Origin of the sequence: Kocuria sp. CNJ-770, assembly GCF_001942375.1 — a bacterium.
Lineage (GTDB): Bacteria > Actinomycetota > Actinomycetes > Actinomycetales > Micrococcaceae > Kocuria > Kocuria oceani.
Map to the genome: position 1 here is coordinate 40448 of NZ_MKJW01000075.1, position 25328 is coordinate 65775.

The following is a 25328-nucleotide window of genomic DNA, read 5'->3' on the forward strand; positions in this document are numbered from 1 at the left end:
GAAAGGAAGTCACATGGGAGCGCAGATTCGGGTCTACCGGAACAAGATCGCGTCGACCAAGTCCATGAAGAAGATCTTCAAGGCCATGGAGATGATCGCGACCTCGCGCATCAACAAGTCCCGACAGGGTCTGCTCGCGGCGCGTCCGTACGCGAACGCGCTGACCCGGGCGGTCTCACAGGTCGCCACCCAGCACAACGTCTCCCATGTCCTCACCACACGGCCCGACGAGGTGCGCCGGGCCGCCGTGGTGATCATGACCTCGGACCGCGGCCTGGCCGGCTCCTACTCGTCCAACGTGCTCAAGGAGGCCGAGGGCCTGCTGGAGCTGCTCCACGGGCAGGGCAAGGAGACCAAGGTCTACCTGATCGGCCGCAAGGCCCAGGCCTACTTCGACTTCCGCAGCCGCCCGTACGAGCGCAACTGGACGGGCGACACCGACAACGCCCGCCCGGAGCGGGCGCGGGAGCTGCGCGAGGTGCTGGTCGAGGACCTGGAGACCGCGTACGAGGACGGCGGGGTGGACGAGATCCACCTGGTCTACACGTCGTTCCAGTCGATGGTCACCCAGGAGCCCCGGGTGCTGCGCCTGCTGCCGCTGGAGGTCGTGGACGCCAACGCCCTGACCGACGAGGTCGCCCAGGAGTTCGACGAGCTGGAGGAGCCGGACAGCACCTTCGAGTTCGAGCCGAACCCCGAGGAGTTCCTCGACGCGGTGCTGCCGCGCTACATCGACGCCCGCCTGTACGCCAGCCTCTCGCACGCGGCCACGAGCGAGCTCGCGGCCCGGCAGAAGGCGATGAAAGCCGCCGGCGACAACGCCGACGAGCTGATCAAGAAGTACACGCGCCTGATGAACAACGCCCGCCAGGCCGAGATCACCACCGAGCTCACCGAGATCGTGAGCGGCGCCGAAGCCCTGTGACGGGCCGCCCGGCGATCCAGCAACTGACCACCACGAACAAGTGAAGTGAGAGAAATGACTGCCACCATCAGCGAACAGGCCGGGCAGCCGGTCTCGGGCGGCGCCACGGGCCGCATCGCCCGGGTCATCGGGCCGGTCGTCGACGTCGAGTTCCCGGAGCACGCCGTTCCGGAGATCTACAACGCGCTGACCGCCCAGTACGAGCTCAACGGCGAGACGCGCACGATCACGTTCGAGACGGCCCAGCACCTGGGCGAGAACATGGTCCGCGCGATCTCCCTGCAGCAGACCGACGGCCTGGTGCGCGGCACCGAGGTCAAGGACTCCGGCGGGCCGATCTCCGTGCCCGTGGGCGACGTGGTCAAGGGCCACATCTTCAACGTGCTGGGCGACGCCCTCGACGTCGAGACCTCCTCCCTGGAGATCACCGAGCGCTGGCCGATCCACCGCAAGGCCCCGTCCTTCGCGGAGCTCGAGGGCTCCACGGAGATGATGGAGACCGGCATCAAGTCGATCGACCTCCTCACCCCCTACATCAAGGGCGGGAAGATCGGCCTGTTCGGCGGCGCCGGCGTGGGCAAGACCGTGCTCATCCAGGAGATGATCACCCGCGTGGCCCGCAACTTCGGCGGTACCTCCGTCTTCGCGGGCGTGGGCGAGCGCACCCGTGAGGGCAACGACCTCTGGGTCGAGATGGAGGAGGCGGGCGTCCTCAAGGACACCGCCCTCGTGTTCGGCCAGATGGACGAGCCGCCGGGAACGCGTCTGCGCGTGGCCCTGACCGGCCTGACCATGGCGGAGTACTTCCGCGACGTGCAGAACCAGGACGTGCTGCTGTTCGTGGACAACATCTTCCGCTTCACCCAGGCGGGCTCGGAGGTGTCCACCCTGCTGGGCCGCATCCCCTCCGCCGTGGGCTACCAGCCCACGCTGGCGGACGAGATGGGCGTGCTCCAGGAGCGCATCACCTCCACCCGCGGCCACTCGATCACCTCGATGCAGGCGATCTACGTGCCGGCCGACGACTACACCGACCCGGCCCCGGCCACGACGTTCGCCCACCTGGACGCCACCACGGAGCTCTCCCGCGACATCGCCTCCCGCGGCCTGTACCCGGCGATCGACCCGCTGGCCTCGACCTCGCGCATCCTCGACCCGCAGATCGTGGGCCAGGAGCACTACGACGTCGCGATCCGCGTCCGGGCGATCCTGCAGGAGAACAAGGAGCTGCAGGACATCATCGCGATCCTCGGCGTCGAGGAGCTCTCCGAGGAGCAGAAGGTCGTCGTCGCCCGCGCCCGCCGGATCGAGCAGTTCCTCTCCCAGAACACCTACACCGCCAAGCAGTTCACCGGCGTGGAGGGCTCCACGGTGCCGCTGGCGGAGACCATCGAGGCGTTCGGGAAGATCACCGAGGGCGAGTTCGACCACGTCCCGGAGCAGGCGTTCTACAACGTCGGCGGCCTGGACGACGTCATGCAGCGGTGGGACGAGATCAAGACCCGGACCGGCGGCAAGTAGTCATGGCCGAGATGATCGTCGAAATCGTCTCCCTCGAGCGCTCGGAGTGGACCGGTACGGCCCGGATGGTGCGCGTGCGCACCTCCGAGGGCGACATCGGCATCCTGCCCGGGCACGAGGCCGTGGCCGGGCTGCTCCGGCCCGGTGACTTCGCGCTCGACCCGGTGGACGGCGCCCGTGTCGAGGGCACCATCGACTCCGGGTTCGTGTTCGTCGACAACGACCGGGTCACGATCGTGGCGGACAACGTGGAGCTCGCCGGCGCCGCCGCCTGATCCGCCCGGCCGCGGGGCCTCGGCCCCGCTCTGCACGCACAGCCGCGGCCTCCGCACCACCGGTGCGGAGGCCGCGGCCGTACCCGGGGCCCGGCGGGCACCCGGCCGAGACCGCCCAGGAGAGTGGATGGAAGAGAAGATCGTCGTGCACGGACCGACCGCGGTCGAAGGCACGCTGCGCGTCTCCGGGGCGAAGAACAGCGTCCTGAAGCTCATGGCCGCGGCGCTGCTGGCCGAGGGCGAGTCCACGATCAGCAACGTGCCGGAGATCCAGGACGTGACCATCATGGCGGAGCTGCTGCGCCGCCTGGGCTGTGCGGTGGCCTACGACCGGGTTGAGAAGACCGTGCGGATCGACGTCCCGGCCGTGCTGCACCACCAGGCGGACTACGACCTGGTCCGGGCCATGCGCGCGTCGATCTCCGTGCTGGGCCCGCTGGTCGCCCGCTGCCGGGTCGCCGAGGTGGCGCTGCCGGGCGGGGACGCGATCGGGGCCCGCGGCCTGGACATGCACCGGGCGGGGCTCGAGGCGATGGGCGCGGTGCTGCAGATCGAGCGCGGCTACCTGGTGGCCTCCGTCCCGCAGACCCTGCGGGGGACGCACTTCCGGCTCGACTACCCCTCGGTGGGGGCCACCGAGAACCTCATGATGGCCGCGACGCTGGCCGAGGGCACCACCGTGATCGACAACGCGGCCCGGGAGCCCGAGATCGTGGACATCGGGCGGATGCTGCAGGGCATGGGCGCCCGGATCGAGGGCCTGGGCACCAACACCGTGACGGTCGTCGGCGTCGCGTCCCTGCACCCGGTGGAGCACCGGACGGTGCCGGACCGCATCGTCGCCGGCACGTGGGCCTTCGCCGCCGCCGTGACCGGGGGGACCGTGCGGATCGAGGGCGCGGAGCCGGGCCACCTGGCCGTGGTGCTCGACAAGCTGCGCGCGGCCGGGTGCCGCGTGGACACGCACGACGGCTGCCTGGTGGTGGCCGGGCCGCAGCGGCCCCGGGCGATCAACGTCTCCACCCTGCCGTACCCGGGGTTCCCCACCGACCTCCAGCCGTTCGTGGTCGCCCTCAACGCGGTCGCCGAGGGCTCGGGGATGGTCACCGAGAACGTCTTCGAGGCCCGCTGGGGCTTCACCGCGGAGCTGGAGCGCCTGGGGGCCAGCGTGCGGCTCGACGGCCACCATGCCCTCGTCGCCGGGATGCCCGTGCTCTCCGGGGCACCCGTGGAGGCGAAGGACATCCGGGCGGGCGCGGCCCTGGTGATCGCCGGCATGGCCGCGGTGGGCACCACCGACGTGCACGGCGTGGAGCACGTCGACCGCGGCTACGAGCACTTCGTGGAGCAGCTGGCGGCGGCCGGGGCCGCCGTCGAGCGCCACCTGGCCGGCGCCGCGTACTGAGCCGCCGCCCGGGAACGGAGGAGCCCCGCACCCGGGACGGGTGCGGGGCTCCTGCTCAGCCGGTGCGCGGAACGCGGATCAGATGAGCGTGACGCCGGTGGCCTGCGGGCCCTTCTGGCCCTGGCCGATCTCGAACTCGACGCGCTGGTTCTCCTCGAGGGTGCGGAAGCCGCCCGACTGGATCTCGGAGTAGTGGACGAAGACGTCCGAGTCGGAGTCGTCGGGGGTGATGAAGCCGAAGCCCTTCTCGGCGTTGAACCACTTGACGGTGCCCTGGGCCATGAAATCTCTCCTTGCGAGATGGTGCGAAACGTGTGCACAGGTCGTGCACGGGAGGGCGGTAGGACGAGATGAGCCGAGGACCGTCGGGCCGGCCCCGCGGGGCCGGAGGTCGGGATCCGGGTCGAACATCACGCTCGCTTACCCGTTCTGCGAGCATGCAAAACATGGAACGAAGAACATGTTCAGCTTCACACATCCCCCGGGGGCGGTCAACGTTGTTCGCCTGCTGATCATCCGCGCCGTCGGGGTGTTCGCTGAGCGCGTGACGCGCCGCCGGGCTCAGAACAGCCGCGCGTCGCTGTCGTCCACCCCGCGCATGCCGTCGTAGTCGAGGGTGAGGCAGGCGATGCCGCGGTCCTCCGCGAGCACCCTGGCCTGGGGCCTGATCAGCTGCGCGGCGTACACCCCGCGCACGGGCGCCAGCAGGGGGTCGCGGTTGAGCAGCTCCAGGTAGCGGGTGAGCTGCTCCACGCCGTCGATGTCCCCGCGGCGCTTGAGCTCCACCGCCACGGTCGCCCCCGCCGCGTCGCGGGCGAGGATGTCCACCGGCCCGATCGCGGTCGGGTACTCCCGCCGCACGAGCGTGTGCCCGGCCCCCAGCAGGTGGATCTGCTCGGCGAGCAGGCGCTGCAGGTCGGCCTCGACCCCGTCCTTCACCAGGCCCGGGTCCACGCCCAGCTCGTGCGAGACGTCCTCGTGGATCTCGAAGAGCTGGATGACCAGGCGGTCGTCGCTCTTGGCCGCCTGCACCGTCCACGTCTGCACCACGCCCTCGGCGGCGAGCTCGGCCTCCGGCTCGCCCACGTGCAGCCGGGCCGGCGGGCTCATCCAGTTCAGGGGCTTGTAGCTGCCCCCGTCCGAGTGCACGAGCACAGAGCCGTCGGCCTTCACGAGGAGCAGACGGCGGGCGGCGGGCAGGTGGGCGCGCAGACGCCCTTCGTAGTCGACGGAGCAATCGGCAATGACGAGACGCACGGGGACCAGCCTAACCAACCCCGGGCACGCCCCGCGTCGAGGCCCGTGTGAGAGGATGTCGCCGTGCCCCGCTCCAACCACTCCTCGCGAGGCCGCCGGGCCGGCGGCCCGGCCGCCGGTGCCCGCGCCAGCAAGTGGCAGCGCGCCGCGGCGCGGGAGCCCTGGTCGGTGGAGCGGGTCCTGGAGCCGGCGCCCACGGTGGAGCGGGCCCCCGACGGCGACTGGATGGTGCGCCACGTCCGTCCGGCCAACGCGGTGAAGACCTACGTCTGCCCCGGGTGCGGCCGGTCGATCCCCCCGGGGATCGCCCACCTCGTCGTCTGGCAGCAGGACTCCCTCCTGGGCGCACGGAGCGCCTTCGAGGACCGCCGGCACTGGCACGAGCGGTGCTGGCGCACCCGCCGCTGAGCAGCGCCCGGGGTCTCAGCGGTCGTCCTGGCGCGGGACGAACACCTCCCGCACGAGGATGAGGGCCGCCGCGGCCGTGGGGATGGCGATGAGCGCGCCGAGCACCCCCCACAGCGCCCCGCCGGCGGCCACGGCGATGACCGCGATGGCGCCCGGCACGGCCACGGCCCGGCGCATGATCCGCGGTGAGACGAAGTAGGCCTCGACCTGCAGGTAGGCGAAGTAGCCGATCGCATAGGGCACGGCCGTCTCCCAGCCCGCGGTCACGGCCACGAGCGAGACGAGGATCCCGGCCAGCACCCCGCCCACCAGCGGCACGAAGGCGAGCAGCGCCACGACCAGCGAGAGCAGCGCCGCGAACGGCACCCCGGTGATCAGCATGAGGGCCAGCGCCACCGCGGCGTTGAGCAGGGCCACGCACGCCTGGCCCACCACGTAGTTGCCGACCCCGCGCAGCATCCGGTCGCCCAGCTCCTGGACCCGGGCGCGGCGGGAGGCCGGGGCGAGCCGGTAGGCCCACTGCGTCATCACCGGCAGGGAGGCCAGGAAGTACAGGGTCAGGGCGAGCACGATCAGCGTCCCCGCCACGGCGCTGAGCACCACCGAGCCCAGGCCCACGACCCCGCCGAAGAGCCCGCCCAGCAGGTCGCTGTCGGACCCGACCCGACCGCTCAGGCCCTGCAGCCACTGCTCGGTGGAGTCGCGGACCCCGAACCGGGCGTCCAGCTCCGCGAAGCCTCGCGAGGCGAGGAGGTCGTCCACGAGCGGGGGCACCCGCTCGGCCAGCTGGGCGGCCTCGGCCACGATCCGGGGGACCACCAGGGTGATCACGGCGGCCAGCGCCCCCGCCAGGCCCAGTACCACCAGCGCCACCGCCCCCGGGCGCGGCACCGACCGGGCCTCGAGCCACCGCACGAGGGGCTCGAGGCCGAGGGCGAGGAACGTGGCCGTCACGACCCAGCCGACCAGCGGCCCGACGTTCGCCAGCACCCACCAGCCGAGCAGCGCCAGGCCCACCCCCACGGCCAGCAGGAACCCGGTCTGCACGGGCCGGACCAGCCCCGGTTGCTGCGGCGGACGCGCCGGGCGCTCCCCGAGCTCGGGCGGCACCTCGAAGCGGCGGCGCGGCCGCGCCCCGGGCAGGGGCCGCAGGAAGCGGTCGACGGCGTGGGTGCGGCGCGCGCGGGCCGGCTCGGGGCCGACCGGTTCCGGGCGGGCCGGCCCGGGCTCCTGCGCGGGCCCGGGCTCGGGTGACGTCATGGCTGCTCCAGTGCGGTCGGCGGCGCCGCGGGCCCTTCTGCGCCGTCGTCCGGCCGGGCCGCGGTCACGCCGGAAGCGTACACCGGCCCGCTCCGGTGGCCGAGCCGCCGTCCGCCGTCGATAATCGACGGTAGACCCGCGGCGCCCGCCGCGCCGCCGCCCCGGACCCGCCCGGCCGCCTCCGGCCCGGTCGGGTCCATCCCCGAGTTCCCCAGGAGACGCTTGTGAACGAGTTCCCGCACCAGCAGCCGCGCAGCGCCGCAGAGCCCGCCCCGCAGCCCGAGCCCACCCTGCCGGCCTCCGTGCGGGGGGCCGTGGACCTGGGCCCCGTGCCCGCCCCGGCCGCCGCGCCCCGAGGTCAGGCCGGGGAGGCCGCCGGGGGCTACCGCCGGGAGGTGGGCACGGCGGACTTCCAGGAGGTCGCCGAGCTCTCCACGCAGGTCCCGGTCGTCTTCGCCCTGTGGGCGCGCTTCAGCCAGCAGTCGGTGGCCTTCGCCGACACCCTCGAGCAGGTCGTCGACCGCTACCGCGGCCGGATGCTGCTGGCCTCCGTGGACGCCGAGGCGTCCCCGGAGATCGCCCAGATGTTCCAGGCGCAGTCCGTGCCGACCGTCGTGGCCCTGCTGGGCGGACGCCCCGTGCCGCTGTTCAACTCGACCGTCCCGGCGGAGCAGGCGGCCCAGCTCCTGGACGAGCTCCTGGGCCTGGCCGAGCAGAACGGGATCTCGGGCACCGTGGAGCCCGTGCGCGCCGACGACGAGCCCGAGCCGCTGCCCCCGCTGCACCAGGAGGCGGCGGACGCCCTCGAGGCGGGGGACCTCGACGCCGCCGAGGCCGCCTACCGCAGGGCCATCGCCGAGAACCCGGGCGACCGGGACGCCAAGCTCGCCCTGGCCCAGGTCCACCTCCTGCAGCGGGTGCTGCCGCTGGACGCCGCCACGGTGCGCGCCGAGGCCGCCGCCGCCCCGGACGACGTCGCGGCGCAGCTGGCGGTCGCCGACCTCGACGTCTCGGGCGGGCACGTCGAGGACGCCTTCCGGCGGCTGCTGGACCTCGTGCGCCGCACTGCGGGGGAGGACCGCGACACCGTGCGCCGGCGCCTGCTGGAGCTCTTCGACGTGGTGGGCGCCGAGGACCCCCGGGTGGTCACGGCCCGGGGCGCCCTGATGCGCGCCCTCTTCTGAGGCCGCGCTCGGCCGCCCGGCGCTGAGGGCCGGCCGTCGCTGCGCCGGGCGGCGGGCCCGGGCTCCGCCGCCGGGGGAGCCCGGACCCGGAGCCGGCCGGCGGGATCCGTCGTGGCGCCGGAGGCGCCCCGGACCCCGCCTGCCTACGCTGGTGGCATGAGCCACCACGCCGCCCCCCTGCCCCCGCCCGGTCCCGTCCGCGGCACCGGACCGATCCGCCCCACCGCCCGGCGGGCAGCCCGCGCTGAGCGTGCGCGGGCTGGTCCGGGTCTTCGGCCGGCCCGGGGCCCCGGACGCCAAGGTCGCCGTGGACCGGGTCGACCTCGACGTGCCGCGCGGGTCCTTCTTCGGACTCGTGGGGCGCAACGGCGCCGGCAAGACCACCATGCTGTCCATGGCCACCGGCCTGCTGCGCCCCACGGCGGGGACGGTCCGGGTCGCCGGGGTGGACGTCTGGGCCGAGCCCCGCCGGGCGAAGCAGCTGATGGGCGTGCTGCCCGACGGCGTGCACCTGTTCGACCGGCTCACGGGCCGGCAGCTGGTCACGTACTCGGGCCTGCTGCGCGGGATGGACCGCGAGGTCGTGGCCGAGCGCGCCGAGGACCTCCTGCGGGCCATGGACCTGCTCGGCGACGCCGGCACCCAGGTGCAGGACTACTCCGCGGGCATGACCAAGAAGATCGCCCTGGCCGGCGCCCTCGTCCACGCCCCGAGCCTGCTCGTGCTCGACGAGCCGTTCGAGTCGGTGGACCCCGTCTCGGCGGCCAACATCCGCCAGATCCTGCACGGCTTCGTGGCCGCCGGCGGCACCGTGGTGGTCTCCAGCCACGTCATGGACCTGGTGCAGCGGATGTGCGACCACGTGGCGGTCATGGACCGCGGCCGGGTGCTCGCCGCCGGCACGGTCGACGAGGTGCGGGCGGGAGCATCCCTGGAGGACCGGTTCGTGGAGCTCGTCGGCGGCCGCCGGGAGACGGGGGAGGAGCTCTCGTGGCTGCGCCCGGAGTGAGCCCCGGCCTCGCGCCCGCCCCGCACGGACCCGTGCCCGGCCGCGCCGGTGCGGCGCTGCCGGTCCGGCACCTCGTGGGGCTCAAGGCGAGGATCCTGCTGAACACCCTCAGCCGCAGCACCTGGGTGCTCGTGGGCACCGTCGTGGGCGCGGCCTACTTCCTGTTCCTGCTGGTCACCTCGCTCGTGGGACTGTTCCTGCTCGGCCGCGAGGAGCTCACCCTCGTGCGGACCGTGCTGGTCCTGGCCGGGTCCGCGGCGACCCTGGCCTGGTGGCTGGTGCCCGTCCTCGCCTCCCGCGCCGACGCGACCCTGGACCCGGCCCGGCTGGCCCTGTTCCCGCTCACGGTCGGCCAGGTCCAGTGGGGCCAGGCCCTCGGCGCGCTCGTCGGGGTCCCCGGGGCCCTGACGGCGCTCGCGCTGGCCGGGACCGTGCTCGCCTGGCGGTCCTCGGCCGCGGCCGTGCTCACGGCCCTCGTCTGCCTGCCCCTGGCCCTCGCGCTGCTGTTCACCGGCTCCCGCTGCGTCACGGCGCTCGCGATCGGGCTGAGCCGCCGGCGCCGGCTGACCGAGCTGCTGTCGGTGGTCGCGCTCGTGGGCCTGGTCTTCCTCGGCCCGCTGTTCGCCGGGGTGCTCAGCGGGCTGGAGCTCGTGTGGGAGCGGCTCCCGGAGTACGCCGCGGCCCTGGCCTGGACGCCGTTGGGGGCCGTCTGGGCCCTGCCCGCCGACGTGGCCGCCGGCCGGTGGGCCGCGGCCGCCGCGCGGCTGGCGGTGACCGGGCTGACCGTGCTCGCCCTCGTGCTGCTCTGGCGGGTCGCCCAGCAGCGCGCCCTCACCAGCGCCGCCGGGGAGCGGGCGGCGGCGACCGGCGGGAGCGACGGCGCGGGGCTCCTCGACCGGCTGCCGCCCCGCCCCTGGGCCGCCGTGGCGGCCCGCTGCCTGATCTACTGGATCCGGGACCCGCGCTACTCGGCGGGTCTGCTCGTGATCCCCGCGATCGCCGTGCTGCTGTGGCTGACCCGGGACCCCGGCGGGCCCAACGTCCTGTTCCACGCCCTGGGCCCCATGGTGGCCACGCTGATGGCCTACACGATCTCCGCCGACGTCTCCTCGGACAACACCGCCGTCCACCTGCACCTGCTGGCGGGGCTGCGGGGCGTGCACGACCGCGCGGGGCGGGTGCTCGCCCTGCTGGTGGTCGCGGCGCCGCTCGCGGCCCTCGGGCTGCTGCTGCCCCTCGCGGTGGAGGGCCGCTGGCACCTGCTGCCGGGGCTGCTGGGCACCACGGTGCTGGCGCTGCTCGGCGGGTGCGGCCTGGCCTCGGTGATGTCGGCCCGCTACACCTATCCGGTGGCCCCGCCGGGCGCCTCCCCGCTGAAGACGCCGGAGGGGTTCACGGTGCTCAACGTGCTCGTGCAGTTCGTGGCGCTGGCCTCATGCTGCTCCTCACGCTGCCCGCGGCCGTGCCGCTGCTCGTGCACGCGGCCGGCGGGAGCGCCGGGTGGGGCTGGGCGGCGCTGGCCGCCGGGCTGGTGCTGGGCCCGCTGCTGTGCGGGCTCGGCGTGGTCGTGGGCGGGCGCTGGTACGACCGGCGGGCCCCGGAGCTGCTCCAGGAGGTCGCCCGGTTCCGCTGAGCCGGCGCCGGGTCGCACGCCCGGCGACGGCGACGGGGTAAACTGGCGCCCATGCACTCCTTCCCAGCCTCCACTCCCGGCACCCCGACCAGCGGGCTGGACGACAGCCCCTACGGCACCGACCCGGCGCAGCCGGCGGGCGGCACCGCGACCATCGAGCGCGAGGAGACCCGGGAGGTCCAGGAGCCCGGCGACCACGAGCGCTTCGCGCACTACGTGCGCAAGGAGAAGATCATGGAGTCCGCCCTCTCCGGCGAGCCCGTGATCGCGCTGTGCGGCAAGGTCTGGGTGCCGGGGCGGGACCCGCAGCGGTTCCCCGTGTGCCCCACCTGCAAGGAGATCTACGAGGGCCTGCGCCCGAGCAACGACAGCGGCGACGACCAGGGCTGAGCACGGCCCTTCCGACGAAGCGCCCGCCGCCGGCGGGCGCTTTTGCGTGGCCCGCCGCCGCGCCCTCCCACCCGCCGCGGCCCGTGCCGGGCCGCGGCACCACGAGCGAAAGGACGTCGCCACCGTGTCCCAGGACGACCAGCTGTCCTTGTTCGGCGCCGCCGCCGCCGACCTCCCCCCGGCCTATCCGGACCGCGCCGCGTGGGGGACGGCCCCCAAGCTGCGCGCCTGGCAGGCGGAGGCGCTGCAGCGCTACTTCGAGGCCCAGCCCCAGGACTTCATGGCGGTGGCGACCCCCGGCGCCGGCAAGACGACCTTCGCGCTGCGGGCGGCCAAGGAGCTCTTCGACCGCGGCACCGTCAACCGCATCACGGTGGTGACCCCCACCGACCACCTCAAGCGCCAGTGGGCGGACGCCGCCGCCCGGGTGGGGCTGGCGATCGACCCGAACTTCAAGAACTCGGACGGCTCCCACGGCCGGGACTACCTCGGCGCCGCGGTGACGTACTCGCAGGTGGCCATGAAGCCGCTGCTCCACCGCGCCCGCACCGAGGCCGGCCGCACCCTGGTGATCATGGACGAGATCCACCACGCCGGGGACGCGCTGACCTGGGGCGACGGACTGCAGGAGGCCTTCGACCCGGCCGTGCGCCGGCTCGCGCTGACCGGCACCCCGTTCCGCTCGGACACCGCCCCGATCCCCTTCGTGCGCTACGTGGAGGACGGGGACGGCATCCGCCGCTCCAGCGCCGACTACACCTACGGCTACGGGGACGCCCTGAAGGACCACGTGGTCCGCCCGGTGATCTTCCTGGCCTACTCGGGGCAGATGCGCTGGCGCACGAGCGCGGGCGAGGAGATGGCCGCGGAGCTCGGCGAGGGCTTCACCAAGGACATCACCTCGCAGGCCTGGCGCACCGCCCTGGACCCCCAGGGGCAGTGGATCCCCTCGGTGCTGCAGGCCGCCGACCAGCGGCTCACCGAGGTGCGGCGCACCGTGCCCGACGCCGGGGCGCTGGTCATCGCGACCGACCACCAGGACGCCAAGGCCTACGCCGCCCAGCTGCGCCGGATCACCGGGGAGAACCCCGCCGTGGTGCTCTCCGACGACAAGGGCGCCTCGGACCGGATCGACGAGTTCTCCGCCGGCGACAGCCGCTGGATGGTCGCCGTGCGCATGGTCTCGGAGGGCGTGGACGTCCCGCGCCTGGCCGTGGGCGTCTACGCGACGTCCACCTCCACCCCGCTGTTCTTCGCCCAGGCCGTCGGCCGCTTCGTGCGCGCCCGCAAGCGCGGGGAGACCGCGTCCGTGTTCCTGCCGTCCGTGCCCGCGCTGATGCAGCTGGCCAACGAGATGGAGGCCGAGCGGGACCACGCCCTCGACAAGCCGGCGGCCGCGGAGACCGGCCTGCCCGCCGACCCGATGGAGGAGGGCTGGGACGACGACCTGCTCGAGGAGGCCAACCGCGAGGAGAAGGCGTCCTCGACCCTCGCGCAGGGCCGCTTCGAGGCCATCGGCTCCGACGCGTCCTTCCACGGCGTGCTCTTCGACGGCGGCGCGTTCGGCGGCGGCGTGGCCGTGGGCTCCGAGGAGGAGGCCGACTTCCTGGGCATTCCCGGGCTGCTCGAGGCGGACCAGGTCTCGGCGCTGCTGCGGGAGCGGCAGTCGCAGCACGCCCGTCGTCGCTCGGGCACGGCCCGGGCCCCGGAGGCGCCGGCCGTGCCCGACCACCGGCGGCTCAAGGAGCTGCGCTCGACCCTGTCCAAGAACGTCTCGGCCTGGGCGTCGCGCACGGGCACCCCGCACGGCATGGTGCACAACGAGCTGCGCCGCGTCTGCGGCGGCCCGCCGGTGGCGCAGGCCAACGAGGAGCAGTTGCAGGCCCGCGTGAAGAAGCTCCAGGACTGGTTCATCGGCCGCAAGTGACCCCGCGCTCCTCCCCGCGAGGTCGCGGCTGTCGGCCACCGCGGCGCCGCCGGCCGCCGACAGCCGCAACCTCGCGGAGGTGAGCGGAGGAGAGCGCGGGAGACAGGGGGTGGGTCAGGAGTGGACGAGCTCGACGCCCGCGTCAGCCATCTCCTGCAGGGCGCGGGCGGTGGACTCCTCGGCGACACCGGCGGTGAGCCCGACCAGGACCCGGGTGTCGTAGCCGGCCTCGACGGCGTCCAGAGCGGTGGCCCGCACGCAGTGGTCGGCGGCCAGGCCCACGATGTCCACGGCCTCGATCTCGTGCTCGCGCAGCCAGTCGTCCAGGCTGACGTCGGGCTCGTCGTCCACGTCCTCGTCGTCACCCATGGGCACGTCCGCGTCCGGGGCGAGCAGGCCCTCGAAGCCGGAGTAGGCGGCGTCGTGCTCGCCCTTGCGGAACCACGCCTGGATCCAGTCGGTGTCCAGGTCCGGGTGCGAGTGCGCGCCGGCCGAATCGGCCACGCAGTGCACGGGCCAGGAGTGCACGTAGTCGGGCTCGTCGGAGAAGTGCGCCCCGGGGTCGATGTGCCAGTCCTGGGTCGCGGCCACGGCGGCGTACTCCCCGTGGTGGTTCTCGAGGTGCTCCGACACGGCGGCGGCCACCTCGGCGCCGCCGGTCACGGGGAGGGCCCCGCCCTCGCAGAAGTCGTTCTGCACGTCGACGACGATCAGTGCGGTCCTCATGGTGCTCCTCCTCTAGTCGGCCGGCTCCGGTGGAATGGGCTCGGGCCGGGTCGGTGCGGGTCGGTGGGGATGGGGTCGGGCCGAGCGGGCCCGGGGGCTCAGGCGACGGCCTCCGGCTCGACGACGGTGGGGATCACGGGGTCTCCCTCGCTCAGCCGCCGGGCGGAGCGGGGGAGCTCGGCCATCGAGGCGGTGTGCCTCGCCTGCGCCCGCTCCACGCCGGACGGCCCGGTCCAGCCGTCGAGCAGCTGCCCGTCGCGGACGAACTCCTCGAGCAGGGGCCGGTCGTCGCCGTCGTCGAGCGGGGACCGGCCGATGCCGACCATCTCGTGCGTGGCGGTGCCCCGCTGGTCGCGGCGGCGCAGCGCGTACTTCCGCCCGCCGAGGGAGGCCTTGCCCACGGCGGCCTTGGCCACGGGCTGCAGCGTCCCGGCGGAGTCCTCCCGGGCCACGAGCTTGTAGACCATGGAGGAGGTCGGGGCGCCGGAGCCGGTGACCACGCGGGTGCCCACGCCGAACGCGTCGACCGGCGCGGCGTTGAGGGCGGCGATCGCATACTCGTCGAGGTCGGAGGTGACGGTGATCCGGGTGTCCGGGTTGCCGAGCTCGTCGAGCAGGCCGCGCACCCACGAGGCCTGGGTGACGAGGTCCCCGGAGTCCAGGCGCACCCCGCCCAGCTCGGGCCCGGCGAGCTGCACGGCCCTGCGCACGGCCGCCTCCACGTCGTAGGTGTCCACGAGCAGCGTGGTGCCGCGGCCCATCGACTCCAGCTGGGCGCGGAAGGCGTCCTCCTCGCTGTCGTGCAGGAGGGTGAAGGAGTGGGCGGCCGTGCCCACGGTCCGGAGCCCGTAGCGGTGGCCGGCCTCGAGGTTGGACGTCGAGTCGAAGCCGCCGATCACCGCCGCGCGCGCCGCCGCGACGGCGGCCTCCTCGTGGGCCCGGCGCGAGCCCATCTCGATGCACGGGCGGCCCGCCGCCGCACCGACCATGCGGGAGGCGGCCGAGGCCACGGCGCTGTCGTAGTTGAGCACCGACAGGAAGTAGGTCTCCAGGACGCACGCCTCCGCGAACGTCGCCTCCACCACGAGCAGCGGCGAGGAGGGGAAGTAGGCCTCGCCCTCGGCGTAGCCGGAGATCGAGCCCGTGAACCGGAACCCGGCCAGGTAGTCCAGGGTGGAGCGGTTCACCACCCCGGTGGCGGCGAGGAAGCTCAGCTGCTCGTCGTCGAAGCAGAAGCTCTCCAGGCCCTCCAGCAGGCGGCCGGTGCCGGCCACCACGCCGTAGCGGCGCCCGGCCGGCAGGCGCCGGGCGAACACCTCGAACACGCTGCGCCGGTGCGCGGTGCCCGAGTGCAGGGCCGCCTGCAGCATGGTCAGCTCGTAGTGGTCGGTCATCAGGGACGTGGGCGGCGGGGTCCACGGGTGGCTGCGCTGGTTCACGGGCACCACTCTAGCGACGCCGCCGGTGCGCCCGGCCCCCGGGACTCGCTACGATGGACGGACCATGCACTGCACCCTCCCCGCCGCCGTCCGCGCCGCGGCCACCGTTTCCCCGGAGACCGGCACCCGGACCACCGGGGAGACGTCGGTGTCCTCGGCGACCGAGCGCCCCTGGAACGTGGTCGTCTGGGACGACCCGGTCAACCTCATGAGCTACGTGACGTACGTCTTCCGCTCCTACTTCGGCTACCCGGAGGGCAAGGCCCGGGCCTGATGCTGGAGGTCCACCACCACGGGCGCTCCGTCGTGGCCAGCGGCTCCCTGGAGGAGGCCGAGACGCACACGGCGGCCATGCACGGCTTCGGGCTGTGGGCCACCTTCGAGCAAGCGGGGGGACGCTGAGTGGCACAGGGATTCCGGTCGACCCGCAAGGGCATCACCGCCCGGTTCGAGGACGCGGAGAAGGATCTGCTGCAGAAGCTCTTCGCGGACGTGGCGCAGACCCTGGCGCCCGAGGAGCCGGCCGCGCAGGACCCGCTGGAGCGCATGCTCGGGGTGTCCGCGGACGCCTCCGCCCCGGAGGACTCCGCGCTGCGGCGGCTGCTGCCCGACGCCAGCCCCGACCCGGAGCGGGCCGCGGAGTTCCGCCGGTACACGGAGCGGGGCCTGCGGGAGACCAAGATGGGTGCGCTCAAGCAGGCCGCCCTGGCCCTGGAGGCCCAGCCCGTGCGCCTGGACCCCGAGCAGGCCCAGGCCTTCGGGCAGGCGCTCAACGACGTCCGGCTGGTGCTGGCCGACCGGCTGGAGATCCGCAGCCAGGAGGACGCCGAACGGGTCGGCCGCTACGACGACTGGTCCGCGATCGAGGACGTCGAGGCGTACATGTCGCTGCTGTACAACTTCGTCTCGTGGCTGCAGGAGACCTTGATGGAGGCGCTGCTGCACGACCTGCCCCGTCACTGACCCGGAGGTGATCGAGGGCTGACCCGGGGCCGACGTGCGGCGGAGCGTGCGGGGATTCCGTGCGGGGAGCGCCCGTGGCCGTGATCACACCGCGGCGGCCGCCGTGGGGTTTGGGGCGGCGGCACGCCGCGGACTACGCTCTTGACGATATGCAGGATGACGACGTCTTCGGGCCCGGCGGCCGCGCCGCGCGCGGCCCCAATCCCGGCTCACCCATCGGCGTGTTCGACTCGGGGGTGGGCGGGCTCACCGTGGCCCGCGCCATCATCGACCAGCTCCCGCACGAGGAGATCGTCTACGTGGGCGACACCGCGCACGGGCCCTACGGGCCGCTGCCGATCGCGGAGGTGCGGGCGCACGCCCTGCGGATCATGGACGAGCTCGTCGACTCCGGGGTCAAGCTGCTCGTGATCGCCTGCAACACGGCCTCGGCCGCGGTGCTGCGCGACGCCCGGGAGCGCTACACCCGGGTCTACGGCATCCCGGTGGTCGAGGTGATCCAGCCGGCGGTGCGCCGCGCGGTGGCCTCGACCCGCAACGGCCGGATCGGCGTGATCGGCACCGAGGCCACGGTGGGCTCGCGCGCCTACGACGACACCTTCGCCGCCGCCCCGCACCTGCGGATCGACTCGGTGGCCTGCCCGGCGTTCGTCGACTACGTGGAGGCGGGGGTCACCACCGGCCCCGGGCTCCTCGCGACGGCGCAGGGCTATCTCGGCCCGCTCAAGGACGCGGGCGTGGACACGGTCGTCCTGGGCTGCACCCACTACCCGCTGCTCACCGGGGTGATCTCCTACGTCATGGGCGACACCGTCACCCTGGTCTCCAGCGCGGAGGAGACCGCCCAGGACGTCTACCGTGCGCTCGTCAGCCACGGGCTCGAGCGCGAGCCGGGGGCGCCGGGCGGGTCGGCCAGGCACGAGTTCCTCGCCACGGGGGACGCGGCGTCCTTCGAGGTCCTCGCCCGGCGCTTCCTCGGCCCGGAGGTGGCGCGCGTGCGGCACACCAGCTCCGTGGCGGAGCAGTTCCCCACGGGCTCGCTCGCCCGGATCACCCCGGAGATGATCGGGGGCGCCGGCCCGTCCGGCGCCTGAAGCCCCGCGGCCGGTGCGGCCGCCGTCCCACCGGTTCCCCTGGAAGGCCCTCGCCCATGAAACTCACCATCATCGGATGCACCGGATCCTTCGCCGGTCCGGACTCCCCGGCCTCCTGCTACCTGGTCAGCGGCGAGGACGCCGCGGGCCGGGTCTGGCGGATCCTGCTGGACATGGGCAACGGCGCCCTGGGCGTGCTCCAGCGGCACCTGGACCTGCACGACATCGACGCCGTGCTGGTCAGCCACCTGCACCCGGACCACTGCGTCGATCTCGCCGGGCTGCACGTGGCCGTCAAGTGGGACCCCCGGGGCTGGGGCGGGCCCCGGATCCCGCTGTGGGGGCCCACGGGGATCCACGACTACCTCAGCAGCACCCACGGGCTGCCGCTCGACCCGGGCATGCACGGGGAGTTCGAGTTCCACTCCTGGGTGCCCGAGCAGCCCGTGCGGATCGGGCCGTTCACGATCACGCCCTATCTGGTGGAGCACCCCATTCCCGAGCCCTACGCCCTGCGCCTGGACTACGACGGGTGATGGGGCCCAGCACCCTGACCTACTCCGGGGACACCGACGCCTGCGAGGGGCTGGTGCGCGCCGCGCACGACGCCGACGTGTTCCTCTGCGAGGCCGCCTACCACGAGGGCCGCGACGACGCCCTGCGCGGCATCCACCTCACCGGCCGGCGCGCCGGCGAGGCGGCCCGGGACGCCGGGGCGCGCAAGCTGCTGCTGACCCACCTGCCGGTCTGGAACTCGCCGACGCGGGCCGTGGAGGAGGCCGAGGAGGTCTTCGAGGGCCCCATCGGCCTGGCCGAGCCGGCCTACACCTACCGCATCGTCCGGCACAGCAGCGGCCGCCCCGCCGCCGCCGTCGGACCGTGACCCCCGGCGCCGCGGACGCGGCGTCCCGGCCCGGACCGGGGAGTAAGGTGGGTCTCATGGAAACCCCCGTCGACACGACCGCGCAGGCCTCCTCGATCCCGGGGGCGACCCGGGCGGACGGCCGCTCACCCGACGAGCTGCGACCCATCACCATCACCCGCGGCTGGTCCCAGCAGGCGGAGGGCTCCGCGCTCATCGAGTTCGGCAGCACCCGGGTGCTGTGCACCGCCTCCGTGACGGAGGGCGTCCCGCGCTGGCTGAAGGGGGAGGGGCGCGGCTGGGTGACCGCCGAGTACGCCATGCTCCCGCGCGCCACCTCCACCCGCTCCGCCCGGGAGTCCGTCAAGGGCAAGATCGGCGGGCGCACCCACGAGATCTCCCGGCTCATCGGCCGGTCCCTGCGCTCCGTCATCGACCTCTCCGCCCTGGGGGAGAACACCGTGGTCCTCGACTGCGACGTCCTCCAGGCCGACGGCGGGACCCGCACCGCCGCGATCACCGGCGCCTACGTGGCGCTGGCCGAGGCGGTGAACTGGGCGCGCGCCGAGGGGCTGATCGCCCGGCGCGCCCAGCCGCTGACCGACACCGTCGCCGCCGTGTCCGTGGGGATCATCGACGGGTGCCCATGCTCGACCTCCCTACGTGGAGGACGTGCGGGCCGAGACCGACATGAACGTGGTCGTCACCGGCTCCGGGGACTTCGTGGAGGTGCAGGGCACCGCCGAGGGCGCCCCGTTCGACCGGGCCGAGCTCGACGCCCTGCTGGACCTGGCGCTCGCCGGCTGCGCCCAGCTGACCCAGATCCAGGTGGAGACGCTGCGGGAGGGCGACGGTGCCTGAGCACGACGGCGCCCGTGTGGTGCTGGCCACCCACAACGCCGGGAAGCTGACCGAGCTGCGGGAGATGATCGCGGCCGCGCTGCCCGGGGCGGACGTGCAGCGGCTCGTGCTGGACGCCGCCGCCGCGGGCGCCCCCGACGTCGTCGAGGACGGCACGAGCTTCGCGGCCAACGCCCTGCTCAAGGCCCGCTCCGCGGCCGCCGCCACGGGGCTGATCGCCGTGGCCGACGACTCCGGGCTGGCCGTGGACGTGCTGCACGGCGCCCCCGGGATCTTCTCGGCGCGGTGGTCCGGCCGGCACGGCGACGACGCCGCCAACCTGCGGCTGCTGCTCGACCAGCTCGCCGACATCCCCGACACCCACCGCGGCGCCGAGTTCGTGTGCGCCGCGGCCCTCGCGACCCCCGACGGCAGGGAGCACGTGGAGACCGGGACGCTGCGCGGCACGCTGCTGCGGGAACCCGTGGGGGAGGGCGGCTTCGGCTACGACCCCGTCCTGCTGCCGGAGGGCTCCGACCGGTCCGTCGCCCAGCTCACCCGCGCGGAGAAGAACGCCGTCAGCCACCGGGGCCGGGCCATGACCGCCCTGCTCCCGCACCTCCTGGCCGCGCTCGGCGCGGACACGGGCGCCGTCCCCGACTGACCCCACCCGGACCGAGAAGACAGCCCATGCCCTGGTCGTCGCTCCAGCACCTCCCCTTCGCCGGCGCCGTCGAGGCCGTCCTGGCCGAGGCGGGGATCCGCATGGCGCGCAGCGAGTGGGAGGTCCACGCCGGCGGCTCCGCGCACGTGGTGGTGAACGTGGGGCACATCATCTCCGTGCGGATCGCCAAGAACGCCACCGTCTGCGAGCAGGTGGAGCGGCGCACGGAGGTCCTGCGCCGGCTGCCCCGCTTCTCCTTCCCGATCCCGCGGCCGCTGACGGGCGTGGTGGTCGCGCACGGCTACACCGGGGTGGGGCTGACCTGGCTCCCCGGGGTGCCGCACCCGCCCGGATACGGCGACCCGGCCGTGCTGCACCGGGTCCTGACCGAGCTCGCGGAGGTCGACTCCTCGGGCTTCGCAGCCTACCTGGACCGGCCCGGCCAGCACTGGGGCGGCCACCGCCGCCGGCACGTGCTGCTCGACGAGGTCATCCCGCGGCTGCTGCCCCGCAACCAGGCGGCGGCCCGGGGGGCCGTGGCCGAGCTGGCGGCGCTGCCCACCGTCACCCCCTCCCTGGTGCACGGGGACCTGATGGGGCACAACATGCTCTGGGACGGGGAGGAGCTCACCGGCATCATCGACTGGGACCACGCCTGCCTCTACGACCCCGCGCACGACGCCGCCTCCCTCGGACTGTGGTACGGCTGGGACGTCCTGCGGGCCGCCGTGTCCGAGCCGGTCTACGAACGGGCCCGGCTGCACGCGCGCACCTTCCCGCTGCAGGCGGTCGCGTACGCCATGCACCACGACCTCGACACCGCCCAGATCAACCAGGCCATCGCCCGGGCGGACGAGTGGATCGAAACCCACCTGCGCGGCGCCCACGCCTGAGCCGGGGCAGTAGGCTGTTCCGGTGCCTTTTCCCGCTTCCCCCGCCACCGACGCACCGTCTCCCGCCGCGGCTCCCGGGCCGGCGCCCGGGACGACCGGCGCCGGGTCCCCGGCAGCCCCGTCCTCCCTCGACTTCACCGCGATCGACTTCGAGACCGCCAACCGCTTCATCGGCTCGCCGTGCGCGGTGGGACTGGTCCGGGTCCGCGCCGGGGTGGTGGTGGAGGAGCGCTCCGCGTACATGCGGCCCCCGCGCACCCGCGCCGCCTTCGACCCCGGCAACGTCCGCATCCACGGGATCACCGAGCGCACCGTCGCCGGCCACCCGGTCTTCGACGAGCTGTGGCCCCGGATCGAGGACTGGATCCTCGCCGACGACGCCGACGAGCTGGTCGTGGCGCACAACGCGGCCTTCGACATGGGCGTGATCCGCGCCGCCTGCGCGGAGACGGGCACCCGGCACGCCCCGCTGGCGTACGCGTGCAGCCTGGCGCTGGCCCGGCGCGGCTACGACCTGCCGTCCTACGCGCTGCCGCGGGCCGCGGAGGCCGCCGGCGTCCCCCTGGAGCGACACCACGACGCCCTCGAGGACGCCAGGGCCTGCGCCGGGATCGTGGTGGACCTCGTCCGGCGCTCCGGGGCAGGCTCGGTCGGGGCGCTGCTCGCCGGCTGCGGCCTGAGCGTCAGGCGCCTGGCGCCCCGACTTCCCTGAGCCAGCGCTCGGCGGAGTCGGCCACCGCGTCCCGGGCGTCCAGCAGGGCCAGCCACTCCGGGGGGAGGGCGGCCGTGCCGAGCGCCGCGCCCGTGACGGCGCCGGCGATCGACGCGGTGGCCTCCGGGGCGACGCCGGAGGCGGTGCCCAGGCCCACCGCGCGGCGGAACACCGCCTGCGGGTCCGCGGCCGCCGGGTCCTCGGCCTCGGCGCGCAGGGCCGCCCGGAGCCCGGCCGCCAGGACCACGGGCGCCGTCGGTGCCGCACCCGAGGTCCTCCGGGCGCCCCGTCGAGCAGCGCCCCGGGGGCCGGGGTCTGCCGCACCGGCGGCGCGCACGGCGTCGTCGAGCCGGGCGAGGGTCTCGCCGACCGGGTGGGTGAAGTGCGCGGCGGTCTCGCGGGCGGCGGCGACGGCGGCGGCGACCGGCCGTGCCGTCCCCTCCCGGCGGGCCCGGACGGCGGCGTGCACGGTGAAGCCGTAGACCGCCGCGGCGCTCTGCGCCTCGGGGTGCCCGTGCGTCAGCGCCGCGCCGTTGATCGCCAGCGGCGCGAGGGTGCGCCACCCCACGTGGGGCAGCAGGCCGAAGGGGGCGGAGCGCAGCACGGCCGCGGCGTCCTCGGCGTCCGGCAGCAGCGGCCGCTCGACCTCGCCCATCCGTCCGCTCCGCAGGGCCTCCAGCACCGTGCCGGCCGGGTCCCGCACGGCGTGCAGGACCTCGTGCTCGTCGAGCCGGCGGGGCAGGGGCCGTGGTGCCTCGGACGGGTGGGGCACCCCCTGGGTGCGCAGCCAGCGCAGGTAGGCGAGCCACAGGCAGGCGGTCTCGTCGGCGGGCTGGCCGTCGTTGGCCCACTCCACGACCTCCAGGAGGGCGTCCAGCGTGTAGAGGGACAGCTGCGTGTCGTCGGAGACCAGCAGCCGCCCGGCACCGCCGTCGGGGTTCGGGTGCTCGGCGGACGGGGCGTCCGCACCGGCCCGGTAGCCGATCGCGTCCCCCAGGGCCCCGCCCAGCAGGGCGGCGCGCACGGAGTCGGCGTACTCGGGCCGGGCGGGGTCGTGTCCGGCGTCGGGGCGGAGGAGGGGTCCAGGCATGCGGTCAGTGTAGTCGGGCCGTGCCGTCCAGCAGCACCGTCCGCCAGCACCGTCCAGCCGTGCAGGCCGGGTCCGCACCGCGGTGTCTCACCGCCCTTTCAGGTGGGCTGTGGTTGCATGGCACGGGCGTCCGCCGCCCGACCGCCACGGCACCCCCGTCCGTGTCGACCCGACCCCCAGGAGAACCCGATGACCGAGAACGTCCGCACGGCCCCCGTGCGCCCCGGCGCCCAGGACCCGCCGCCGGCAGCACCCGCGCAGGCGCCGTCGCCGCGGCCCGGCCGGAGCACCGCGCCGACACCGCCGCCCTCGCCGGCCGGCGCGACCCCGAGCCTACCGGCCTCGCCGCCCCGGTGCCCGCGGCCGCGCGCAAGGACCCGGCGCCGGCCGCCGGGCAGGACCCCTCCGCCCGGCGCAGTGGGCCGCGGAGTTCGCGGGCACGGCGCTGCTCGTCTTCGCCGGGCTGGGCACGGGCATGTTCGCCACGGAGGTCATCGACTCCGCGCTGGGCTTCGGTCTCGGTCTGCTCGCCGCGGTCGTGGCCTTCGGGCACGTCTCCGGCGGCCACTTCAACCCGGCCGTGACGCTGGCCGCCGTGGTCGCGGGCCGGACCGCTCCCGGGTCCGCGATCGGCTGCGTGCTGGCCCAGGTGCTCGGCGCGCTGAGCGCCGCGGGCGTGCTGTGGGCGGTGCTGATGACCCTGCTGGACACCTCCACCACCGCCCAGGTGATCGCTGGCGTCTCCAACGGCTTCGGGGCGAACTCCGCCTCCCAGGCGGGGTGGACCACGGTCCTGCTGGTCGAGTTCGTCGCCACCGCCCTGCTCGCCCTCGTGGTGCTCGGCTCGACCGCGCCCCGGGCCAACGCCGTGCTCGCCCCGATCGCGATGGCCGCTGCGCTGGCCTTCCTGCTGACGGTCACCGCGCCGTTCGACGGCGGCTCGCTGAACCCCGCCCGCTCCACCGGCGCCGCCGTGGTCGCGGGCTCGTCCCCCCTCGGGCAGCTGTGGCTCTTCTGGGCGGCACCCCTGCTGGGCGGCCTCGTGGCCGGGCTCGCCCACCGCGCGGCCGGCCTCCGGAGCCCGCGGACCGGCACGGCGCCGGACGCGGCCCACCAGGACAGCGCCCTCGAGGACGGCACCGACCACGACGGCGCCGTCCAGGGCCGCACCCTCGAGGACGGCGCCGTCCAGGACAGCACTGCCCAGGACAGCACTGCCCAGGACAGCACTGCCCAGGGTCCCGCCGCGGATCCCACCCGTCCTGGAGCAGAGCGGGACCCGTCGGCCTGAGCGGCGGCGGGGCTCGACCGCCCCGGCGCGGGACGCTCCCGACCTCCCCGGTCCGCGCGGGAGCGGGCCGCGCTGCGCGGGGCCGACGCTTTCCGTCATCGACCGACGCCGTGGCTAGGCTGGTGCGTGCCCCGGCCCCCACCGGAAGGAACCGGACCACCCTCGTGAGCAGCACGCGCGCCCCCGAACCGCTCGGCGGGATCAGCATGGCCAGCCGTTCGCCGCTGGCCGACTCCCGCGAGCTCGCCGCCGTCAGCGGCGCCCTCTACCCGGTGCTGACCCTGCTGGTGCGCCTGCCCCAGACCATGGTGCCGCTGGGCGTGCTCACCACGGTGGCCCTGATCTCCGGGTCCCCGGCCCTCGGCACGCTGTGCGCCGGGGCCGTGACCCTCGGCTCCGCCGTGTGCGGGCTGGCCATGGGGGCGGCCGCCTCCTGGCGGGGCCGCCAGCTCGGCCTCGTCCTGCTCACGCTGGCGAATCCGGTGGCGGTCTGGTGGCTCGTCCGGCTGCTGCCGGGGGCCTCCGCCGCCGCCGAGCCCGACCCCGTCCGGCTGGTCCTGCCGTGCCTGCTCGCCGGACTGGTCCTGCCGCAGATGGGCGTGGTGTGCCGGCTGCGCTGGTGGTCGCTGCTCGGCCGGGACGACCGGCAGGACCTCTTCGACACGGCGCTGCGCCACGAGAGCGTGATGGACTCCCTGGCGACGGTCCTGGCCGCCGTGGTCACCGGGCTCGTGGCCGTCACGCTCGGGCCGGCCGCCGTGCTGGCACTCTCGGCGGCCCTCACCCTGGCCGGCACCACGGTCTTCCTCCTGCACTGCTCGGCGCGGCTGCCGCGCCGGCTCCTGCGCTTCCGCGCCCCCGCCGCCGCGGGGCTCACCCGGGCGGCCCGGCTCCGGCGGCGCCGGATCGCGCAGCTGCGCCTGCTCCCGGTGGTGGGCATGGGGACGCTGGGTGCCCTGCTGGGGTCGATCCTCGGCTCCGTGGTCGTCTTCGCCATTTCCGTGGACGCGGTGGTCTCGGTGGCCTGGCTCTACGCGGTCACGGGGCTGACCTCGGCGGTCGCGGCGGTCTTCGCCTCCGCCCGCACGGAGGAGCTGCGGCTGTGGAACCGCTGGGTGGGGGCGGCCTCGGGGGCGGTCCTGGCCTCCATGCTGCTGACGGTCCCGGACGACTCCGTGGGAATGGTGCTCGCCCTGGCGGTGGCCGGGCTGACCACCGGTCCCTGCCTGGTGGCCGTCTACGAGCTCGCGCGGCTCGTGGCGCCGAGCTCGCGGGTCACGGCCCTCACCACGGTGATGACCGCGGCGATGAGCGTGGGGATGACCGTGGGCCTCGTGCTCTCCGGGTGGTTCGGGGAGACGTGGGGCTACCGCACCGCGGCCCTGGTGCCCGTCGGCTCCGCGGCCCTGCTCCTGGCCGGCGCCCTCGGCTTCGTCCACCGGTGGCGGCGCACCCTTCTCGACGACACCTGAGTCCCGCCGGGCCCGGTACCGGGCCCGGCGGGACGGGCGGCTCAGTGGCCGCGGTCGATCCACTCCTGCAGGTGCGGGGCCTCGGCCC

At 74.8% G+C, this 25328-nt stretch carries 21 protein-coding genes and 4 pseudogenes; 19 read left to right on the forward strand and 6 right to left on the reverse strand.

Going from position 1 to position 25328, the window contains the following annotated elements; translation table 11 throughout:
- Positions 1-13: 13 nt before the first annotated feature.
- From BJF77_RS03705 to murA, 4 genes are all read left to right on the forward strand, one after another.
- Positions 14-925, forward strand: coding sequence for a F0F1 ATP synthase subunit gamma (locus BJF77_RS03705; RefSeq protein ID WP_047802194.1), 912 nt, complete (start codon positions 14-16; stop codon positions 923-925).
- Between the two features lie 54 nt (positions 926-979).
- Positions 980-2446 (forward strand): F0F1 ATP synthase subunit beta, encoded by a 1467-nt coding sequence (gene atpD / locus BJF77_RS03710; protein WP_047802193.1) that lies wholly within the window; start codon positions 980-982, stop codon positions 2444-2446.
- Positions 2447-2448: 2 nt separating this feature from the next.
- On the forward strand, positions 2449-2721 hold the full coding sequence (locus BJF77_RS03715; protein WP_047802192.1) for a F0F1 ATP synthase subunit epsilon: 273 nt from the start codon (positions 2449-2451) through the stop codon (positions 2719-2721).
- 127 nt (positions 2722-2848) lie between these two features.
- Entirely contained in the window at positions 2849-4126 is a 1278-nt protein-coding gene (murA, locus tag BJF77_RS03720) for a UDP-N-acetylglucosamine 1-carboxyvinyltransferase (protein ID WP_075871306.1), read from the forward strand.
- 78 nt (positions 4127-4204) lie between these two features.
- Here the strand turns inward: murA and BJF77_RS03725 are convergent, their stop codons facing one another.
- Both BJF77_RS03725 and nucS read right to left on the reverse strand, forming a co-directional pair.
- The gene (locus tag BJF77_RS03725; protein ID WP_017833253.1) at positions 4205-4408 is read right to left on the reverse strand and encodes a cold-shock protein; all 204 of its coding nucleotides are present in this window, start codon (positions 4406-4408) and stop codon (positions 4205-4207) included.
- 279 nt (positions 4409-4687) lie between these two features.
- The gene (gene nucS, locus BJF77_RS03730) at positions 4688-5383 is read right to left on the reverse strand and encodes an endonuclease NucS (RefSeq protein ID WP_047802190.1); all 696 of its coding nucleotides are present in this window, start codon (positions 5381-5383) and stop codon (positions 4688-4690) included.
- A 63-nt stretch (positions 5384-5446) separates the two neighbouring features.
- On the opposite strand from nucS, the gene BJF77_RS03735 reads away from it, so the two are divergent.
- Positions 5447-5791 carry an ATP/GTP-binding protein gene (locus tag BJF77_RS03735; RefSeq protein ID WP_075871307.1) on the forward strand — a complete coding sequence of 115 codons (345 nt, stop codon included), beginning with the start codon at positions 5447-5449 and terminating at the stop codon, positions 5789-5791.
- A gap of 15 nt (positions 5792-5806) precedes the next feature.
- Here BJF77_RS03735 and BJF77_RS03740 read toward each other — a convergent pair whose 3' ends face one another.
- Positions 5807-7051, reverse strand: a complete 1245-nt coding sequence (locus BJF77_RS03740; protein ID WP_083664946.1) for an AI-2E family transporter — start codon at positions 7049-7051, stop codon at positions 5807-5809.
- A gap of 224 nt (positions 7052-7275) precedes the next feature.
- Here BJF77_RS03740 and BJF77_RS03745 point away from each other — a divergent pair, with 224 nt between their 5' ends.
- The 4 genes from BJF77_RS03745 to BJF77_RS03765 all read left to right on the forward strand — a co-directional run bounded on the left by BJF77_RS03745 (position 7276) and on the right by BJF77_RS03765 (position 13194).
- On the forward strand, positions 7276-8235 hold the full coding sequence (locus tag BJF77_RS03745; RefSeq protein ID WP_075871308.1) for a tetratricopeptide repeat protein: 960 nt from the start codon (positions 7276-7278) through the stop codon (positions 8233-8235).
- Between the two features lie 250 nt (positions 8236-8485).
- Positions 8486-9244, forward strand: a complete 759-nt coding sequence (locus BJF77_RS03750; RefSeq protein WP_369821351.1) for an ABC transporter ATP-binding protein — start codon at positions 8486-8488, stop codon at positions 9242-9244.
- Between the two features lie 1684 nt (positions 9245-10928).
- Positions 10929-11267: a DUF3039 domain-containing protein gene (locus BJF77_RS03760; protein ID WP_082157209.1), complete on the forward strand. Its 339-nt coding sequence runs from the start codon at positions 10929-10931 to the stop codon at positions 11265-11267.
- Between the two features lie 124 nt (positions 11268-11391).
- Complete coding sequence (locus BJF77_RS03765; protein WP_075871310.1) at positions 11392-13194, forward strand: DEAD/DEAH box helicase; 1803 nt, start codon at positions 11392-11394, stop codon at positions 13192-13194.
- A gap of 114 nt (positions 13195-13308) precedes the next feature.
- Here the strand turns inward: BJF77_RS03765 and BJF77_RS03770 are convergent, their stop codons facing one another.
- Positions 13309-13920 carry an isochorismatase family protein gene (locus BJF77_RS03770; RefSeq protein WP_047802185.1) on the reverse strand — a complete coding sequence of 204 codons (612 nt, stop codon included), beginning with the start codon at positions 13918-13920 and terminating at the stop codon, positions 13309-13311.
- Positions 13921-14018: 98 nt separating this feature from the next.
- On the reverse strand, positions 14019-15368 hold the full coding sequence (locus BJF77_RS03775; protein WP_369821352.1) for a nicotinate phosphoribosyltransferase: 1350 nt from the start codon (positions 15366-15368) through the stop codon (positions 14019-14021).
- Between the two features lie 55 nt (positions 15369-15423).
- On the opposite strand from BJF77_RS03775, the pseudogene clpS reads away from it, so the two are divergent.
- The 8 genes and pseudogenes from clpS to BJF77_RS03815 all read left to right on the forward strand — a co-directional run bounded on the left by clpS (position 15424) and on the right by BJF77_RS03815 (position 21387).
- Positions 15424-15761, forward strand: a pseudogene (gene clpS / locus BJF77_RS03780) (ATP-dependent Clp protease adapter ClpS).
- Positions 15762-16322 carry a DUF2017 domain-containing protein gene (locus BJF77_RS03785; RefSeq protein ID WP_075871311.1) on the forward strand — a complete coding sequence of 187 codons (561 nt, stop codon included), beginning with the start codon at positions 15762-15764 and terminating at the stop codon, positions 16320-16322.
- Between the two features lie 149 nt (positions 16323-16471).
- Positions 16472-17416: a glutamate racemase gene (gene murI, locus BJF77_RS03790; protein WP_047802181.1), complete on the forward strand. Its 945-nt coding sequence runs from the start codon at positions 16472-16474 to the stop codon at positions 17414-17416.
- 56 nt (positions 17417-17472) lie between these two features.
- Positions 17473-18299, forward strand: a pseudogene (locus tag BJF77_RS03795) (MBL fold metallo-hydrolase).
- A 56-nt stretch (positions 18300-18355) separates the two neighbouring features.
- A pseudogene (rph, locus tag BJF77_RS03800) lies at positions 18356-19139 on the forward strand (ribonuclease PH).
- Positions 19132-19782, forward strand: coding sequence for an RdgB/HAM1 family non-canonical purine NTP pyrophosphatase (gene rdgB / locus BJF77_RS03805; RefSeq protein ID WP_075871312.1), 651 nt, complete (start codon positions 19132-19134; stop codon positions 19780-19782). Before rph ends, rdgB begins: the two are co-directional and overlap by 8 nt.
- 26 nt (positions 19783-19808) lie before the next feature.
- Positions 19809-20675 carry a phosphotransferase family protein gene (locus tag BJF77_RS03810; RefSeq protein ID WP_047802177.1) on the forward strand — a complete coding sequence of 289 codons (867 nt, stop codon included), beginning with the start codon at positions 19809-19811 and terminating at the stop codon, positions 20673-20675.
- A gap of 22 nt (positions 20676-20697) precedes the next feature.
- Positions 20698-21387 carry a 3'-5' exonuclease gene (locus BJF77_RS03815; protein WP_083664947.1) on the forward strand — a complete coding sequence of 230 codons (690 nt, stop codon included), beginning with the start codon at positions 20698-20700 and terminating at the stop codon, positions 21385-21387.
- Here BJF77_RS03815 and BJF77_RS03820 read toward each other — a convergent pair.
- On the reverse strand, positions 21359-22477 hold the full coding sequence (locus BJF77_RS03820; protein ID WP_083664948.1) for an ADP-ribosylglycohydrolase family protein: 1119 nt from the start codon (positions 22475-22477) through the stop codon (positions 21359-21361). The genes BJF77_RS03815 and BJF77_RS03820 overlap by 29 nt on opposite strands.
- A 430-nt stretch (positions 22478-22907) precedes the next feature.
- Here BJF77_RS03820 and BJF77_RS03825 point away from each other — a divergent pair.
- Positions 22908-23768 (forward strand): annotated as a pseudogene (locus tag BJF77_RS03825) (MIP/aquaporin family protein); the annotation flags it as partial.
- Positions 23769-23932: 164 nt separating this feature from the next.
- The gene (locus BJF77_RS03830) at positions 23933-25240 is read left to right on the forward strand and encodes a hypothetical protein (RefSeq protein WP_075871314.1); all 1308 of its coding nucleotides are present in this window, start codon (positions 23933-23935) and stop codon (positions 25238-25240) included.
- Positions 25241-25328: the final 88 nt, after the last annotated feature.

Bases quoted from the DNA above. Each gene is read 5' to 3' on its own strand.
- BJF77_RS03705 (WP_047802194.1), top strand. From the start codon at position 14: ATGGGAGCGCAGATTCGGGTCTACCGGAACAAGATCGCGTCGACCAAG.
- atpD (WP_047802193.1), top strand. From the start codon at position 980: ATGACTGCCACCATCAGCGAACAGGCCGGGCAGCCGGTCTCGGGCGGC.
- BJF77_RS03715 (WP_047802192.1), top strand. From the start codon at position 2,449: ATGGCCGAGATGATCGTCGAAATCGTCTCCCTCGAGCGCTCGGAGTGG.
- murA (WP_075871306.1), top strand. From the start codon at position 2,849: ATGGAAGAGAAGATCGTCGTGCACGGACCGACCGCGGTCGAAGGCACG.
- BJF77_RS03725 (WP_017833253.1), bottom strand. From the start codon at position 4,408: ATGGCCCAGGGCACCGTCAAGTGGTTCAACGCCGAGAAGGGCTTCGGC.
- BJF77_RS03740 (WP_083664946.1), bottom strand. From the start codon at position 7,051: ATGACGTCACCCGAGCCCGGGCCCGCGCAGGAGCCCGGGCCGGCCCGC.
- BJF77_RS03760 (WP_082157209.1), top strand. From the start codon at position 10,929: ATGCACTCCTTCCCAGCCTCCACTCCCGGCACCCCGACCAGCGGGCTG.
- BJF77_RS03770 (WP_047802185.1), bottom strand. From the start codon at position 13,920: ATGAGGACCGCACTGATCGTCGTCGACGTGCAGAACGACTTCTGCGAG.
- murI (WP_047802181.1), top strand. From the start codon at position 16,472: ATGCAGGATGACGACGTCTTCGGGCCCGGCGGCCGCGCCGCGCGCGGC.
- BJF77_RS03810 (WP_047802177.1), top strand. From the start codon at position 19,809: ATGCCCTGGTCGTCGCTCCAGCACCTCCCCTTCGCCGGCGCCGTCGAG.
- BJF77_RS03820 (WP_083664948.1), bottom strand. From the start codon at position 22,477: ATGCCTGGACCCCTCCTCCGCCCCGACGCCGGACACGACCCCGCCCGG.